The following is a 13480-nucleotide window of genomic DNA, read 5'->3' on the forward strand; positions in this document are numbered from 1 at the left end:
CCGGGTCAAGTCAGAGCGGCGCAGGCGGTGAAACAGATTGGCGCAAAAAGGGCTAGTCCGAAGCCTTTTGTTTCAACTTGGACAGCCAAATCGAAGCGAGTTGCCATCCGGCAACGATGACGAGGAAAAATCCAGCGAGCGCCATGCCGAAATTCAGCGTCATCTCGCGTTGCGCCATGATGTAGTCCCACTCGGCCGCCGCGAGGACACTGCCGAAGCCCGCCAGCAGACCACCGGCCACCAGCACGGCGATGAAGGTCCACATGCCGTCATCCGACCGCGGGCCCGGGCGGGGCGTCGTGGCATGCACATCAGCAGCGAGATCGCGAGGCGTGAATTCATCAGCGTCTTCGGACATCGGATCGTGACCGGCCATCATCGGGTCGTCGTGTCCATCATCATCAACCGGGGCATGATCCGACGCGCCATCAGCCGCCGGCTCGCCTTCGACGTCGCCCACAGCGCCCTGCGCTTCCGCCGGTGTTTCCGCCGGATGCGGCGGCGGTGTGTCATCCCCGGTCAGCGCGACAGCGCGCTCGACAATCTCGTCATCCGGAATACTGACCGGTTGCAGCTCGGCGCCAGGTTCGACATCCGCGTCACCCTGCGCCTCGAGATCGGGCTCGACCTCCTCGACCATATCCGGACCGGCGTTTGCCTCCGGGCTGGCATCGACCAGGCTTTCACCCGGGTCAGCCGCGACCGCTGCCGCGGTGTCAGCGGCCTCAACCGGCTCGGCGGCCACCTCGTCGGCAACAACGTGGAAACGGCCCTGCATGATACTGGTGAACGCGTAACCCAACCCCATGCCTGCGGGCAGATCGAGGGCGTAGTGCTCCGGCACCGATTGCTCGGTTTCGGTACTCGCGGGCACAGCAGGGGCGGTCTCGGCCTCCACTGCCGTCGTACCAGCCTGACGGTCGGTGAGGACGAATCCCAAGCCCATCCCGTCCGGCAGGTCGAACGCGGCCAGCGGCGCGGCGACCGGTGCAGGTCTGTCATCGGAGGGCTCTTCGCCCGTCATCCCTGTTTCGGCGGTGGCCTGGTCGGCAACCGGCGTCTCGACCGGTGCCCCGTCGGTTTCCGGCACGGCGGCCGGATCGCTTCCGACTTCCGCGATTTCCTCGGCCATCCGGGCGATCACTCGGTCGGCCGCAGCCTCCGGGTCCGCCTCGGCAGCGGGTTCCGCCTCAGCCTCGACTTCTTCCGCCACAGGTTCGGATTCAGCTTCAGGCTCGGCGACGCCCGCATCGGGCTCGTCGTCCACAGCTTCGTAACGTGTCTCGATCGGGTCGTCCCGCATCTCGGAGACAGCCTCGGCAACCGGGGCCATCTCGGTCTCGCCAAGTTCGCGTCGAACCTCCGGCGGCAGCGCTTCGACCGTTGCCAGGATGCGCGCGATCTCGTCTTCAGCCTCACGGCGACGGGCGAGGCCGGCATCAAAGGGGGGCGGCGGCGGTGGAAGGTCCGCGCCCGGTTCGGGCGGCGGGGCCTCGGCGCCCGAAATCGCGCCTTCCAGCACACGTTCCTCGGTCGGGTGTTCGATCTTGATCACCAGCTCGACCGGTTCGGACTTGCGCGCCTTGCCCGACTGGGCCGGCAGCAGCGCATCGAGGAACAGGCGGCTTTCGGCTTCCCGACGCGACGAAGTACCGTCACCGTACGCGGCCAGCGCTTCGCCAGCGGCCCGGGCGCGTCCTTCGAACAGAAAACGGGCAACGTCTGACCGACGGAAACTGTCAACGCCGACATCATGGACAAAGGATGTCAGGGCATCGCGCTGTCCGCGTGACAGCGGACCGGTAATGCTGTCATCGACGACTTCCTCGGCGCGCATCACGTCATAGATCAAAAGCAGCGCGGCTTCGTCCTCATTGACCCGCACGCCGGACCGGGCGGCGGCACGGTGGCCATAGCCGACAACCCAACGCCCATCATCGCCCTGTTCGGCCTGAGGTCTGAATGGCTCGAACCGCTTGATGAGTTCGCGGGCAGCCGGAGATGTTTTCAATCGCGGTTTCATGCGTGTTCCGTTTCAGGACGGCGCGCCAGAGATATGGCCAGTCCCTGCAAGCCTGACGCCGCGATCCTAATCCTGCCCTGGATCGTAGACATCCGTGGTGTCGAGCGCGGTGAAGGGCGCAAGAAATCCGCCACCGGCTCCACCGCCAATCAGGTAGATCTCGCCCTCCAGGACCGCAGCCCCGCCGCCGGTACGCGGCGCCGGGAGCGGTGTCTCGTCACGCCAGGCGTCTTCGCCGGGCTGCCAGGACACATGCGTCTGGAGCGTCTCGCGCCCGTCGGGCCCGCGACCGCCAAGCAAATGAATACGTCTGTCCAGAACCGCGACCGCCGCGCCAGAGCGGGGCGCCGGCATGTCCGGACCGCGCGACCAGTCACCGCTGACCGGATCGAAGATATCGAGCCGCGTCGTTGTTTCGCCATCAATGCGGCCGCCGGCGAGGTAGACACGCCCATCCAGGGCTGCGGCAGCCATGCCACGGCGGGTGACACCCTCCGGCGCGTCCAGTGTCTCCCAGCTCCGCTCCTCAGGGTCAAAAACGAAGACGCTGCCATCATCCGTCAGTCCGCCAAAGGCATACAGCGAGCTGCCGATGGTCAGGAGCGCCATGTCGGCCTTGGCGGCGGGCATCGCCGCTTCGCTCTGCCAGATATTGCCGGCAAACGACCAGGACCAGACGCCAGCGCTGGGCGCGACACCGTCTTCACCGCGGGCATATCCGCCGGCGACATAGATGCGATCATTGATCATCGCCATGCCGAAGCGCTCGAGGCCGCGAGGCAGGGGCGTTTCCGGGAACCAGCGATCGAGCTCCCGGTCATAGCTTTCGAACTCGTCACGTGGATCGGTCAGGCCGGAACCGCCAGCCGCATAGATCCGGCCGTCATAGACCACCACCGACAGACCGGCGCGAGAGGCGTCCAGACGGGCGGCACTTTCCCATTCACCCTGTCCGAAGGCCGGGCTTCCCAGCACGGCCAGCAGGCTCACGATAAGAACAGATAAACGCACGTTTTCACCATTTGATTGCCCGGACGCCAGACCACCCGGCCTTGCCACCCCCGCGCGGATATCATCACAACAGAACGATTGTCGCCAGCCCCAGGAATGCGAGGAAGCCGATAACATCGGTGACCGTCGTCACAAAGACCGACGACGCCACCGCCGGGTCAGCCCCCGAACGGACCATGGCCAGCGGAATGAGGATGCCCGACAGGCCGGCACAGGCCAGATTGAGCACCATTGCGATCGCGATGACCGCCGCCAGGCTCCAATCCTGGAACCACAACACCGTCACAAGCCCCATCACGATGGCAAATATGATCCCGTTCACCAGCCCGGTGGCCAGTTCGCGCCAGATCACCCGCACAGCATTTGCCGCGGTAAGATCGCGTTCGGCAATCGAGCGAACCGCAACCGCGAGCGACTGCGTCCCGGCATTGCCGCCCATCGAAGCGACAATCGGCATCAGCACCGCCAGCGCGACCACCTGGGAGATCGCCCCCTCGAACAGGGCAATCACTCCGGACGCCAGAATAGCTGTCGCCAGATTGACCAGCAGCCAGGGCGCACGTGAGCGTACGGAGCGATAGACGGTATCCGCGAGTCCAGCCTCGTTGACGCCGGCAAGGGCCAGAAGGTCTTCCTTGTTCTCGTCCTGGATGACGTGGACGATATCGTCCAGGGTCAGCATGCCGGTCAGGCGCCCGGCATCGTCAACCACCGGGGCCGAGACCAGGTGGTATTTCTGGAACAGGTAGGCGACCTCTTCCTGGTCGGTCTCCGGCGCCACCAGGATACGCGGCGCTTCCATCAGATCGCTCAGCGCCACATCGCGCCGGGCGCTCAGGAGCCGACAGACGGGAATTTCTCCAACCGGCCGGAAGCCCGTGTCGATCACGAACAGGTCATGAAACTTGTCAGGCAGGTCGTCAGCCGCATCGCGCATGTGATCCAGTGCATGGCCGACCGACCAGAATTCCGGCGCCGCAACGAATTCACGCTGCATGAGTCGGCCGGCCGTCTCGTCCTCGAAGGACAGGCTCTGCTCGACCGCTTCACGATCGACATCGGAAAATTCGGCGAGGACGGCGGCGCGGGTCGCGTCATCCATCTCCTCGACGACCTCGGTCGCATCATCGGAGTCGAGTTCCTGGATCGCCGCAGCCAGATGGGCGGTGTCCAGGTACTCCATCACGACTTCGCGCGTGTCGGGCTCAAGCTCGGCGAGCACTTCACCGGTGATGATATCAGGGGCCAGTTCGGCGAGCGCGCCTTGCTGATTGGCCGAGAGCTGCTCGACCACGTCGGCGATATCGGCTTCATGCAACGGCACCAGCATCCGCCGCACAAGATCGCCATCCCCGTCGGCGAGCGCCTGCCGCAGATTGGCGACGAATTCCGGATCCGTATCCGCCCGCGCAGGCGAATCGATCAGGACATCGTCATCAAAAGCAGCTTCGCCCATGCTGGCCTCCTGGCAGGGATGTAATTGAGTTCAGCGCGGAAATGGAACGAGGACGCGACTGATGCAGCAGTCTTAACCGTCCAGCCTGCCAACCTCAATCGTATTGACCTGAACTAGCGGCGCTTTATGACTTTTATCGGGTGGAAGCGGGGCTTTGGCGTGTTCAGTATCACGGGCGAGGAAAACCTGCCGGTTCTGATCGGCCTGGCGATCGGCGGCGGACTGGCACTGATCGTCCTTCTTGTCCTCGGGTTCACCCGCCTCGGCGGTGCGGGACGCGTCACTTCGAGCCACCTTCTCGGGCAGGCACTGGCGACGCTGGCAGAACGCGCGGGCAGCCTGACCCTGCTGTGGATCGGTATAAGTTTCGCCTACACCGCCATCACGCTGTTCGCTCTCCTGGCGGGACGGACGAGCACGCTGTTTGAAACGGCGATGGCAGCGGCGCTGATCTTCCTCGGTCACAAGACAATGCTCGAGCGACCGGCAGCGGCGGTCGGCCTTGACGTTCCGCAGACCGGCTATTGGAGCATCCTGCTCAGGTCGCTGGCGCTTGGCATCATTGTCCTGGTGACCGCCGGCCTGGTCTTTGTTCTCGCCGCCCTGCTCGTTGCCCTTGCCGGAATGGCCGGGTTGGGCGGAGACACCCCGCGGCTGGTCGCGGGTATCGGCGCCGGCATCGCCGCGATCTGGCTGAGCACACTGTTTGCCCGACTGGCCTTCATCTACCCCTCCAGCGTGCTGGGCGGTCGCGACTGGTTCGGGACAGCGCTGGGCCGCGCCGCGCCCGTCGCTATCGGCCTCAGCGCCAGCCTGTGGCTGGTCGCCCTGGCCTCCATCGCCATCATCATTCCGATGGTGATCTTGTCGGATACGCTGGTGATGTCGATCGTGGCGTCTGTGCCCGCCACACCGGGGGACCTTCCCGACGATGTCGGCACACCGCTGTTCTGGCTGCGCCTGGTGATGGAGGAATTACCGCTGAACCTGCTGCTGGTCGCCTATTCCCTGGCCAGTATTGCCTGCGTGTCCGCCGCGTACAGGATCACGGTCCTGGATCCGGCCACGCCGGACCAGAAGGGTTAGGTCACGATTATTCGGGAAACAGGGCCTCTCGCCAGGAGAGACATGGTGCGGTCGAGAAGACTCGAACTTCCACGGGTTTTACCCCACAGCGACCTCAACGCTGCGCGTCTACCAATTCCGCCACGACCGCACGTCATGGAGGCGCGGGAGATAGCAACATCCCCGCACCTTGTGAAGAGGGTTTTACCGCGCTTTATGCAGCTGCGAAGAATTCATTGGCATCGGCCGGCCCGGTGATGGACACGGCGATGCGGTCGCCCTGGATGACGACGTCGCCACGGGCGATGGGATGATTGTTGGCCAGGATCCACACCTGGTCGTCCTCACCCGAATCAAGCGGGATCACCGCACCGCGTCCCATGCGGAGGAATTGCTGGATCGGCATCTTGGACCGGCCCAACAGGACTGAAATTTCCACTTCCACCGAACTGATCTGACTCACGTCGCACTCCAGGACTTGCGGATCATCATCGCGGGCCTGATGTTTGGCCAATACGGTTTCCGCAGCGTTAAGACATCAAGATATGGCATTACAAAACGTCGAATGGGCAGTCTCGCCCGGCCTGACGCCCTATGAACCCGCCCTCGCCTTCATGGAAGCGCGCGCGGCAGCGATCGCGGCGGGCGAGGCCGATGAGCTGGTCTGGCTGCTGGAACACCCGCCACTCTATACTGCCGGGACCAGCGCCAAGGCCGGTGACCTGCTGTCGCCGGACCGTTTCCCGGTTTACGAGACCGGGCGTGGCGGCGAGTACACCTATCACGGGCCGGGACAGCGTGTGGCCTATGTCATGCTCGACCTGACGCGACGCGGCCGCGATGTGCGCAAGTTCATCCAGTCGCTGGAAGACTGGCTGATCGGGGCCGCGGCGCAGTTCGGCATCGAGGCCGGCATTCGCGACGGCCGGGTCGGGGTCTGGGTCGACCGGTCAGGCGGACGCGAGGACAAGATCGCGGCGATCGGCGTGCGCCTGCGCCGCTGGGTGTCCTTTCACGGCATCGCCTTCAATGTCGATCCGGATCTGAGCCATTTTGGCGGCATCACCCCGTGCGGTATTTCTGATCCGCGATTCGGGGTGACCTCGCTTGCTGATCTCGGTCACACCGTGGACATGGCTGATTTCGACACGGCCCTTCATCTGGCCTGGACCGAGGCCTTCGGCCCGGTCCGCCGGGCCGAGGCGCCGGATTTGATGTCGGATTAAGTCTCTGCACGGTTCAGGGCTGAGCCGCACTGGACCCGTTGCGCTGCAAGGTCGCGAACCAGATCGCGAATACGCCCAAGACCGCCCAGAAACCGATAAAGGATGGCCAGGCGCCGGCCTGCACCATCGCCATCAGACGTTCCTGATCCGATTCAAGCCAGGCCTGGAAAGCCGGCTGAAAACCCGGATCAGACAGGGCTTCGCTGAACGCGACCTGATCCGATGTATCGAGCCCCTGTTCCTCTGCAAACTCGATCATCGCGTCAAATACCTGCATGCCGAATCCGACCAGAGCGCCAACGCCCTTGGCAAGAATGGCCAGAACCAGAGGCAGGATGGCCAGTCCGGTCGCGCGTCCGGCATGGCGACGCCGATTGGCGAACAACGAGTAGCAAACGAACCAGATCGCAAACAGGGGCACGATCCCGGGGACCGGTGCAGACCCGAAATTCAGGCGCAGCGCGTCCACTGCCATCAGGATGACGATCCCGAGCACAAAGGCCGAGACCGAGGCGCGGTGATTGGGCAGCAGTAGGGCAAGCGGGTTCATGAGGGCATCCTCTGGACAATAAAACGGCCGGTCCCCGTATCTACCCGGGTACCGGCCATATTCAAGCAGGATTCGAACCGGCTTGGACGCACCGGTTCAGCAGGCTGTCGGCCTACATCTTGTAGACGAAATAACCGACCACCCCGTTGGCGATGATCGTCGTCAGGCTGGACGCCAGCACTGTGCCTGGCGTTGCCACCGGCATGCCCCCGGCCGACGAGGCCATGCTGCCCCCTAGAACCGGTCCCAGTACCAGGTTGACGACCACAGAGACCACGATCACCGCGAGGATCGCGGCCAGGGTCAGCCAGCCGGACTTGCCGGCATCATGAAAGCGCTTCGAATAGACGCACACCCAGGCGAAAATCGAGGCCAGGGCAACAAGGATGCCGAGCAGGCTGAACAATCCACCCAAGCCAGGCGTGAGCGACAGGATCTGCATGACCAGATTGATGACGATGATGGCGATGATGCCCTGCGCGAATTCCATCGGCGACAGTTTGCCGGCTGCACCAAACAAAACACGTTGTGCGTCGGCAGGTTTGAGAATGAATGCGTCAACTGACATGAGTTGGACCCTCCCCGGTTTGTGATCCGGAGAGCCTACGCGGATTCAGGGAATTGGCCACGACTCTTTCGCCTCTGGCGGGAAACGCAGCCTGTCCGACCACTGTTTCGGGGGCCCCGGCGTCTTTCAGTCCGTCGTCACTCGAACTCGACCAGCAACTCATCCGCCGCCACAGACGCCCCGGCTTCGACCTTGACCGCCTTGATCGTGCCATCGGTCTCGGCCCGCAGGACGTTTTCCATTTTCATCGCTTCGACGATGACTAGGGGTTCCCCGGTCTTGACGGTCTGCCCCTCTTCCACCTCGAGCGAGACCACCAGGCCCGGCATCGGCGACACGACCAGCTTGGCCATGTCCGGCTTTTCCTTTTCCGGCAGCAGGGCATGCAGCTCGGCAGCTCGGGCCGTGCAGACCAGCGCCACGGCCGAGAAGCCGCGGTGGCGCATCTGATAGCCCTCGGTCCTGTCCGCAAACTCCAGGGCGATGGCCTCACCATTGATGCTGGCCTCGAACAGGTGCTGACCGGCCCGCCAGGTGGTTTCGACCTGGAGACGCTCCGACGCCAGCGACGGGGCCCAGACCGTCGCCTGACCATTGCCGGTCATTTCGATTTCGACCGGGATGCGGCGCTTGTCCAGCAGGACCACCCATTCGCGCACAGTAGGCTCGTCTGCCGGGCGTAACCGCCCCTCGATCTGGCTGGCCCGGCGCACGAAGGTTTCATGCACGAAGGCCGCGGCGCAGGTCATGGCGACCAATTGCTCCTCGCGCGGCGCGGTGCCGTGAAAACCGTCCGGATAATGCTCGCCGATATAGCCGGTATGGATGCGACCGGCGCGGAAGTCGGCCTCGTCGAGCACGGCTGACAAGAAGGGCGCATTGGATTGCAGGCCTTCGACGTCGAGGCGATCCAGCGCCGCTGACAGCGTGTCGATCGCGATCTCGCGGGTTTTTCCATAGCCGATCACCTTGGCGATCATCGGATCATAGAAAAGCGAGATTTCGTCGCCCTCGCGCACACCGGCATCGATGCGCAGCGTCCCCTCGCCCAGCTTGCCCTCGGCCGGCTCCTGGAAGCGCTTAAGGCGGCCGATCGATGGCAGGAAACCGCGATAAGGGTCCTCGGCGTAAAGACGGGCCTCGACGGCCCAGCCCTTGATCGGCACATCGCGCTGGGCCAGGCCGAGTTTCTCGCCAAAGGCCGAGCGGATCATCAGTTCGACCAGATCGACATCAGTGGTCAGCTCGGTGACGGGGTGCTCGACCTGCAAGCGGGTATTCATCTCGAGGAAGTAGAACTTCTTGTCCTTGTCGACGATGAATTCGACCGTGCCGGCGCTGTCATAATCAACCGCAGCGGCCAGCGAGACGGCCTGCGCGCCCATGGCCTCACGGGTCTTCTTGTCGAGGAAGGGCGACGGCGCTTCTTCCAGGACTTTCTGGTTGCGTCGCTGGATCGAGCATTCGCGTTCATTGAGATGGATGACATGGCCATGCTTGTCGCCCATCACCTGGATCTCGATATGGCGCGGCTCCTCGATGAATTTCTCGATCAGGATCCGGTCATCACCGAAAGACGACTTGGCCTCATTGCGAGCGGCCTTGAAGCCTTCCTTGACCTCGGCGTCCGAGCGCGCAATCCGCATGCCCTTGCCGCCGCCGCCGGCCGAGGCCTTGAGCATGACCGGATAGCCGATCGCCTTGGCCGCCGCGAGCGCAGTGTCGGCATCGGCGATCTCGCCATCGGCGCCGGGAATGGTCGACACGCCGGCCTTGGCGGCCAGTTGTTTCGAGCGGATCTTGTCGCCCATCGCGTCGATGGCGTGGATATTCGGACCGATCCAGCCGACACCGGCCTTTTCCAATGCCTTGGGCAAGGCGGGGTTTTCCGACAGGAAGCCAAATCCGGGATGAACCGCATCGGCGCCGGTCTGCTTGACCGCATCAAGGATCTTGTCGAGCACGAGATAGCTCTCGCCCGGAGCGGACGCGCCGATGAAGACGGTCTCGTCCGCCAATTCGACCGCGAGGCTGTCCGCGTCGGCTTCCGAGTAAACTGCGACAGTGGCGATGCCCAGCCGTTTGCAGGTCTTGATGACGCGGACGGCGATTTCGCCGCGATTGGCGATCAGGATCTTCTTGAACATGCGGGCCCCTTGATCCGGCAGCGGACGATTACCGCTCGATTGTCACGGGTTTAGCGTGGCTTGTAGCCGGGCGGCAAGCGGTGGCGACGGCCCGTCTCAGTCGCGCGACTGCGGCGGCTCCAGCCAATCGGCTTCCAGCGCCCGCAATTTGCCGACGATCGACACCAGGAAGGCGGTCGACCAACCGATCATCAGAAAGCCGGTAAAGCCTTCCATCGCCGAGACCATCCGCCACGGACCGCTCATCACCACCTCGCCATAGCCCAGCGTGGTGAAGGTCGAGGTGGAAAAATAGAGCGCGGTCTCGAAATCCGGAAAGGCGTCGAGCACCATGTAAAGGGCGGCAAAGCTCCAGATTTCCACGGCATGAACCACGAACAGGCCCAGCACGATCAACAGGATGAACAGGGCCTGCCGCAAGGTTGACCCATGCGGGCTGATGCGTGTCGAGCGCACGCGTGCCAGCACCAGGAGCGAGCCCAGACCAACCATGTGGACCAGTACGGTCCAGACGGCCATGGCGGTCGAAACAAGCAGGGCAGCGGTCATCGGTCTTCTCCAGAGCTGGCACCGGGCGCGATTCGGCTTAGTGTCGATGGCAAAGGGGAATCGATCAATGAGCAAAGCCGTATACCGCCTGTCCTCCATCGCCCGCCCGCTGGAAGCCAAATATCCGACCAACCGTGCCGTGCTGATCGCCTTGCCCCTGATCGGACTGGGCCTCGGCCTCTACGCCTATCTCTCGACCGGCGGCGGCGCGGTGAACGCCGTGATCACCGGCCTGGAAGCGATGGTCGTCACTTTCCTGGTCTGGGCGCTGGGACGCGAGGCCGATCCGGACCGCAACCTGACCGCCTTCGTGGCGGCGGCCCTGGTCATCTACGCTCTGGTCATGGGCCTGCCGGTCGCGGTCTGGACGCTGGCCTTTGTGTTGATGGCGGCGCGAACGGTGAACCGCACTGTCGGCCAACCGGCCAAGCCCGGCGATCTGGTCATGGTGCTGATCCTGGCCGGTTTCTCGGTCTTTGCCGACGGTTACGCCCTGATGGGCCTGGTCGCCGCGATCGCCATCGCCATCGACGTCAATCTGGACCGTTCGCGCACTCTGGCGCTGATCGCCGCCCTCGCCGCGCTGGGACTGACGGTCTGGCAATTGATCGAGCTTGAGGGTGATTTTGCCGCCCTGCTGTGGCCGGTGTCGGCCTCACCAAGCCTGATGGCCCTGATCGGCGGGCTGGTCGTGATCGGCCTTTTGAGCACCCTGCTCTGCCCGCGTCCCGACAGTGTCTGCGATGCGCGCGGAGAGCCGCTGAGCCATGCCCGCGTCCGAGGGGGCCGGCTGGTCATCTCCCTGGCCCTGCTGGTCGGCATGGCAGAAGGCAACGCCCTGGCCCATGCGCTCTACCCGCTCGGCGGCGTGCTTCTGGTCACCTTCATCGTCGGCTTCATCCCGACGGGACGGGGCAAGCCTGCGGGCTGACCGCCCTTTCCCACCGGCACCAAATGCGGGACACTGGAGATCCGCCGCACTACGGAACCGAGATGAGCGCCCCACATCACCCCGACCATGACGGTCCCGCGCAGTCCAAAGCGGCGCGCAAGCTTTCAGACTGCGTCACGCGCGACGAGTTGCGCGCGCTGTCGCGCACCACGAACTGGCAGGGCGCGGTGATGCTGGCCGGCAATCTCGGCCTGCTGGCCGCCGCCTTCGCGCTGGCCATTGCCTGGCCCAACCCGCTGACATTCCTGGCCGCCATCCTGCTGATTGCGGGGCGCCAGCTGGCCCTGTCCATCGTACTGCACGACTGCGCGCACAATTCCCTTTTCCGCACGCCGGGGCTCAATGAATTCACCGGACAGTGGGTCGGCGGCGCGGCAGTTGATGTACCGCTGCAGCTCTATCGCGACTATCACCTCGACCATCACCGCCATGCCGGTACCGACAAGGACCCCGACCAGGGTCTGGTGAAGGCCTATCCGGTCACCCGTGCCAGCCTGCGCCGCAAATTCATCCGCGACCTGACCGGCCAGACCGCCATCCGCGATCTGATCATGGCCTGGAGAAAGCCCGACTGGCGCCAGAAGACGCCCTTTCTGGTGTTCCAGCTGGTCCTGCTTACAACCCTCACCGCCGCCGGCGCGCCCTGGGCCATCGCCCTGTGGTGGGCGGCGCGTATCTTCATTTATCCGGCAATCATGCGGCTGCGGAATATCGGCGAGCACGGCGTCGCCGCCGATCGCTACGACACCGAGCCGCGCCTCAACACCCACACCACATTGGCGCGCTGGTTCGAGCGCCTGCTGGTGGCGCCCAACAACGTCAATTTCCACCTCGAACACCACATCTTCGCCGCCGTCCCGCCCTACAACCTGCCCCGCCTGCACACCCTGCTGGCGCAGCGTGGCTATTATGACGGCCATACCTGCATCACGCGCGGTTATCCGGCGATGCTGGGCAAGGCGGTGCGGGCGGCGTAGCGGCGCCGCTCGTTTCACTCCAGTTCCGCCGCACTTTCCCCGGAAGCGCGCCAGCGCTATCCGGGACCAACGAGAGACTCACCACTTCAAGGCTGGTCTCGTTGGTCCCGGGTCTTCGCCCGGGAAAAATGGTGTGTGAGCGTGAGCGCAGCGCGCAGACCGATCCATACATCGCTTGTCAGCCAGCAGGCCGTATCCGTTTCTTTCGGTCAAGGGCCCGAAGGGCCGCGCAGCGGGCATGCCCCTTGACCGAAAGAAACGGATACGGCGACCTCTCGGCAAGCGGTTTATGGATGGGTGAGCGCGCGGCGCCACCTTGATAAACGTACGAAACCTTGTACAATCAAGCCATGTCCAAACCGCCCCGTATCCTCTCCATTTCCGAAGCGCGCGCAGCGCTGAAAGGCCTGGTCGAGCACGTCACCGCTGACAAGGCGCCGGCCATCATCACTCGCCAAGGCGGCGAGCCGGTGGTGATGGTGGCGTTGTCGGAATGGGAAGCCTTGCAGGAGACCAACTACCTGCTGGAAAGCCCGGCCAATGCCCGCCGCCTGCGCGACAGTATCGCCGCCGCCGAGGCCGGTGAGACCCGGTCCCTGACGCCGGACAGGCTGCGCCGCCTCGCCGAAGACCCGGCCGCCTTCTTCGGCTGGGCCGAGGATGCCTCCGGTACCGATGAGGCATCATGAATGTCGAGCTGACGCCCCAGGCCCTCGACGATCTCGCCTGGCTGGTCCGCCACGAAACCCGCCTCGCCAAACGCACCCTCCAACTCATCGAGGACATTCGCCGCAACCCGTTCGACGGCCTGGGCAAACCGGAGCCCCTCAAGGGCGAATTGTCAGGCTGGTGGTCGCGCCGCATCGATAGCAAGCACAGGCTGGTCTATCGGGTTGTGGGGCCCGGGCAGCGGGTGGAGGTGGTGCAGTGTCGGCGGCATTATTGAGGCAATATGG

The 13480-nt window shown here is 64.3% G+C and carries 14 protein-coding genes and 1 tRNA gene; 6 read left to right on the forward strand and 9 right to left on the reverse strand.

The window, feature by feature from the left end; translation table 11 throughout:
- Positions 1-52: 52 nt before the first annotated feature.
- The 3 genes from ACN0X9_RS04310 to mgtE form a co-directional block, all read right to left on the reverse strand.
- Complete coding sequence (locus tag ACN0X9_RS04310; protein WP_417486405.1) at positions 53-2023, reverse strand: glycoside hydrolase family protein; 1971 nt, start codon at positions 2021-2023, stop codon at positions 53-55.
- Positions 2024-2089: 66 nt separating this feature from the next.
- Positions 2090-3034 carry a Kelch repeat-containing protein gene (locus ACN0X9_RS04315; protein WP_417486406.1) on the reverse strand — a complete coding sequence of 315 codons (945 nt, stop codon included), beginning with the start codon at positions 3032-3034 and terminating at the stop codon, positions 2090-2092.
- Positions 3035-3098: 64 nt separating this feature from the next.
- Positions 3099-4490 (reverse strand): magnesium transporter, encoded by a 1392-nt coding sequence (gene mgtE / locus ACN0X9_RS04320; RefSeq protein ID WP_417486407.1) that lies wholly within the window; start codon positions 4488-4490, stop codon positions 3099-3101.
- A 159-nt stretch (positions 4491-4649) separates the two neighbouring features.
- Between mgtE and ACN0X9_RS04325 the strand changes: the two genes are divergently transcribed.
- Positions 4650-5576 carry a hypothetical protein gene (locus ACN0X9_RS04325; RefSeq protein WP_417486408.1) on the forward strand — a complete coding sequence of 309 codons (927 nt, stop codon included), beginning with the start codon at positions 4650-4652 and terminating at the stop codon, positions 5574-5576.
- A 43-nt stretch (positions 5577-5619) separates the two neighbouring features.
- Here ACN0X9_RS04325 and ACN0X9_RS04330 read toward each other — a convergent pair.
- Positions 5620-5706: transfer RNA gene (locus ACN0X9_RS04330), tRNA-Leu, on the reverse strand.
- 63 nt (positions 5707-5769) lie between these two features.
- On the reverse strand, positions 5770-6018 hold the full coding sequence (locus ACN0X9_RS04335; protein WP_041637474.1) for a FliM/FliN family flagellar motor switch protein: 249 nt from the start codon (positions 6016-6018) through the stop codon (positions 5770-5772).
- Between the two features lie 82 nt (positions 6019-6100).
- Here ACN0X9_RS04335 and lipB point away from each other — a divergent pair, with 82 nt between their 5' ends.
- Positions 6101-6781 carry a lipoyl(octanoyl) transferase LipB gene (gene lipB, locus ACN0X9_RS04340; protein ID WP_417486409.1) on the forward strand — a complete coding sequence of 227 codons (681 nt, stop codon included), beginning with the start codon at positions 6101-6103 and terminating at the stop codon, positions 6779-6781.
- A 13-nt stretch (positions 6782-6794) separates the two neighbouring features.
- Here lipB and ACN0X9_RS04345 read toward each other — a convergent pair whose 3' ends face one another.
- The 4 genes from ACN0X9_RS04345 to ACN0X9_RS04360 all read right to left on the reverse strand — a co-directional run bounded on the left by ACN0X9_RS04345 (position 6795) and on the right by ACN0X9_RS04360 (position 10595).
- A complete protein-coding gene (locus tag ACN0X9_RS04345) occupies positions 6795-7331 on the reverse strand; it encodes a hypothetical protein (RefSeq protein WP_417486410.1) in 537 nt (178 codons plus the stop codon).
- A gap of 112 nt (positions 7332-7443) precedes the next feature.
- On the reverse strand, positions 7444-7899 hold the full coding sequence (locus ACN0X9_RS04350; protein WP_417486411.1) for a DUF805 domain-containing protein: 456 nt from the start codon (positions 7897-7899) through the stop codon (positions 7444-7446).
- 137 nt (positions 7900-8036) lie between these two features.
- Positions 8037-10046, reverse strand: a complete 2010-nt coding sequence (locus tag ACN0X9_RS04355; RefSeq protein WP_417486412.1) for a biotin carboxylase N-terminal domain-containing protein — start codon at positions 10044-10046, stop codon at positions 8037-8039.
- A gap of 96 nt (positions 10047-10142) precedes the next feature.
- On the reverse strand, positions 10143-10595 hold the full coding sequence (locus ACN0X9_RS04360) for a potassium channel family protein (protein ID WP_417486413.1): 453 nt from the start codon (positions 10593-10595) through the stop codon (positions 10143-10145).
- Between the two features lie 67 nt (positions 10596-10662).
- On the opposite strand from ACN0X9_RS04360, the gene ACN0X9_RS04365 reads away from it, so the two are divergent.
- The 4 genes from ACN0X9_RS04365 (at position 10663) to ACN0X9_RS04380 (ending at position 13470) form a co-directional block, all read left to right on the forward strand.
- Positions 10663-11526 (forward strand): hypothetical protein, encoded by an 864-nt coding sequence (locus ACN0X9_RS04365; RefSeq protein WP_417486414.1) that lies wholly within the window; start codon positions 10663-10665, stop codon positions 11524-11526.
- A 62-nt stretch (positions 11527-11588) separates the two neighbouring features.
- Positions 11589-12524 (forward strand): fatty acid desaturase family protein, encoded by a 936-nt coding sequence (locus tag ACN0X9_RS04370; RefSeq protein ID WP_417486415.1) that lies wholly within the window; start codon positions 11589-11591, stop codon positions 12522-12524.
- A gap of 350 nt (positions 12525-12874) precedes the next feature.
- Complete coding sequence (locus tag ACN0X9_RS04375; RefSeq protein ID WP_417486416.1) at positions 12875-13213, forward strand: type II toxin-antitoxin system Phd/YefM family antitoxin; 339 nt, start codon at positions 12875-12877, stop codon at positions 13211-13213.
- Positions 13210-13470 (forward strand): Txe/YoeB family addiction module toxin, encoded by a 261-nt coding sequence (locus ACN0X9_RS04380; protein WP_417486417.1) that lies wholly within the window; start codon positions 13210-13212, stop codon positions 13468-13470. Before ACN0X9_RS04375 ends, ACN0X9_RS04380 begins: the two co-directional genes overlap by 4 nt.
- Positions 13471-13480 lie beyond the last annotated feature (10 nt).

The organism is Maricaulis sp. (assembly GCF_048268525.1).
GTDB lineage: Bacteria > Pseudomonadota > Alphaproteobacteria > Caulobacterales > Maricaulaceae > Maricaulis.

Excerpts from the sequence above, each read along its gene's own strand:
- ACN0X9_RS04310 (WP_417486405.1), bottom strand. The coding sequence starts at position 2,023 with ATGAAACCGCGATTGAAAACATCTCCGGCTGCCCGCGAACTCATCAAG.
- mgtE (WP_417486407.1), bottom strand. The coding sequence starts at position 4,490 with ATGGGCGAAGCTGCTTTTGATGACGATGTCCTGATCGATTCGCCTGCG.
- ACN0X9_RS04370 (WP_417486415.1), top strand. The coding sequence starts at position 11,589 with ATGAGCGCCCCACATCACCCCGACCATGACGGTCCCGCGCAGTCCAAA.
- ACN0X9_RS04360 (WP_417486413.1), bottom strand. The coding sequence starts at position 10,595 with ATGACCGCTGCCCTGCTTGTTTCGACCGCCATGGCCGTCTGGACCGTA.
- ACN0X9_RS04345 (WP_417486410.1), bottom strand. The coding sequence starts at position 7,331 with ATGAACCCGCTTGCCCTACTGCTGCCCAATCACCGCGCCTCGGTCTCG.
- ACN0X9_RS04375 (WP_417486416.1), top strand. The coding sequence starts at position 12,875 with ATGTCCAAACCGCCCCGTATCCTCTCCATTTCCGAAGCGCGCGCAGCG.
- ACN0X9_RS04350 (WP_417486411.1), bottom strand. The coding sequence starts at position 7,899 with ATGTCAGTTGACGCATTCATTCTCAAACCTGCCGACGCACAACGTGTT.
- lipB (WP_417486409.1), top strand. The coding sequence starts at position 6,101 with ATGGCATTACAAAACGTCGAATGGGCAGTCTCGCCCGGCCTGACGCCC.
- ACN0X9_RS04355 (WP_417486412.1), bottom strand. The coding sequence starts at position 10,046 with ATGTTCAAGAAGATCCTGATCGCCAATCGCGGCGAAATCGCCGTCCGC.
- ACN0X9_RS04365 (WP_417486414.1), top strand. The coding sequence starts at position 10,663 with ATGAGCAAAGCCGTATACCGCCTGTCCTCCATCGCCCGCCCGCTGGAA.
- ACN0X9_RS04380 (WP_417486417.1), top strand. The coding sequence starts at position 13,210 with ATGAATGTCGAGCTGACGCCCCAGGCCCTCGACGATCTCGCCTGGCTG.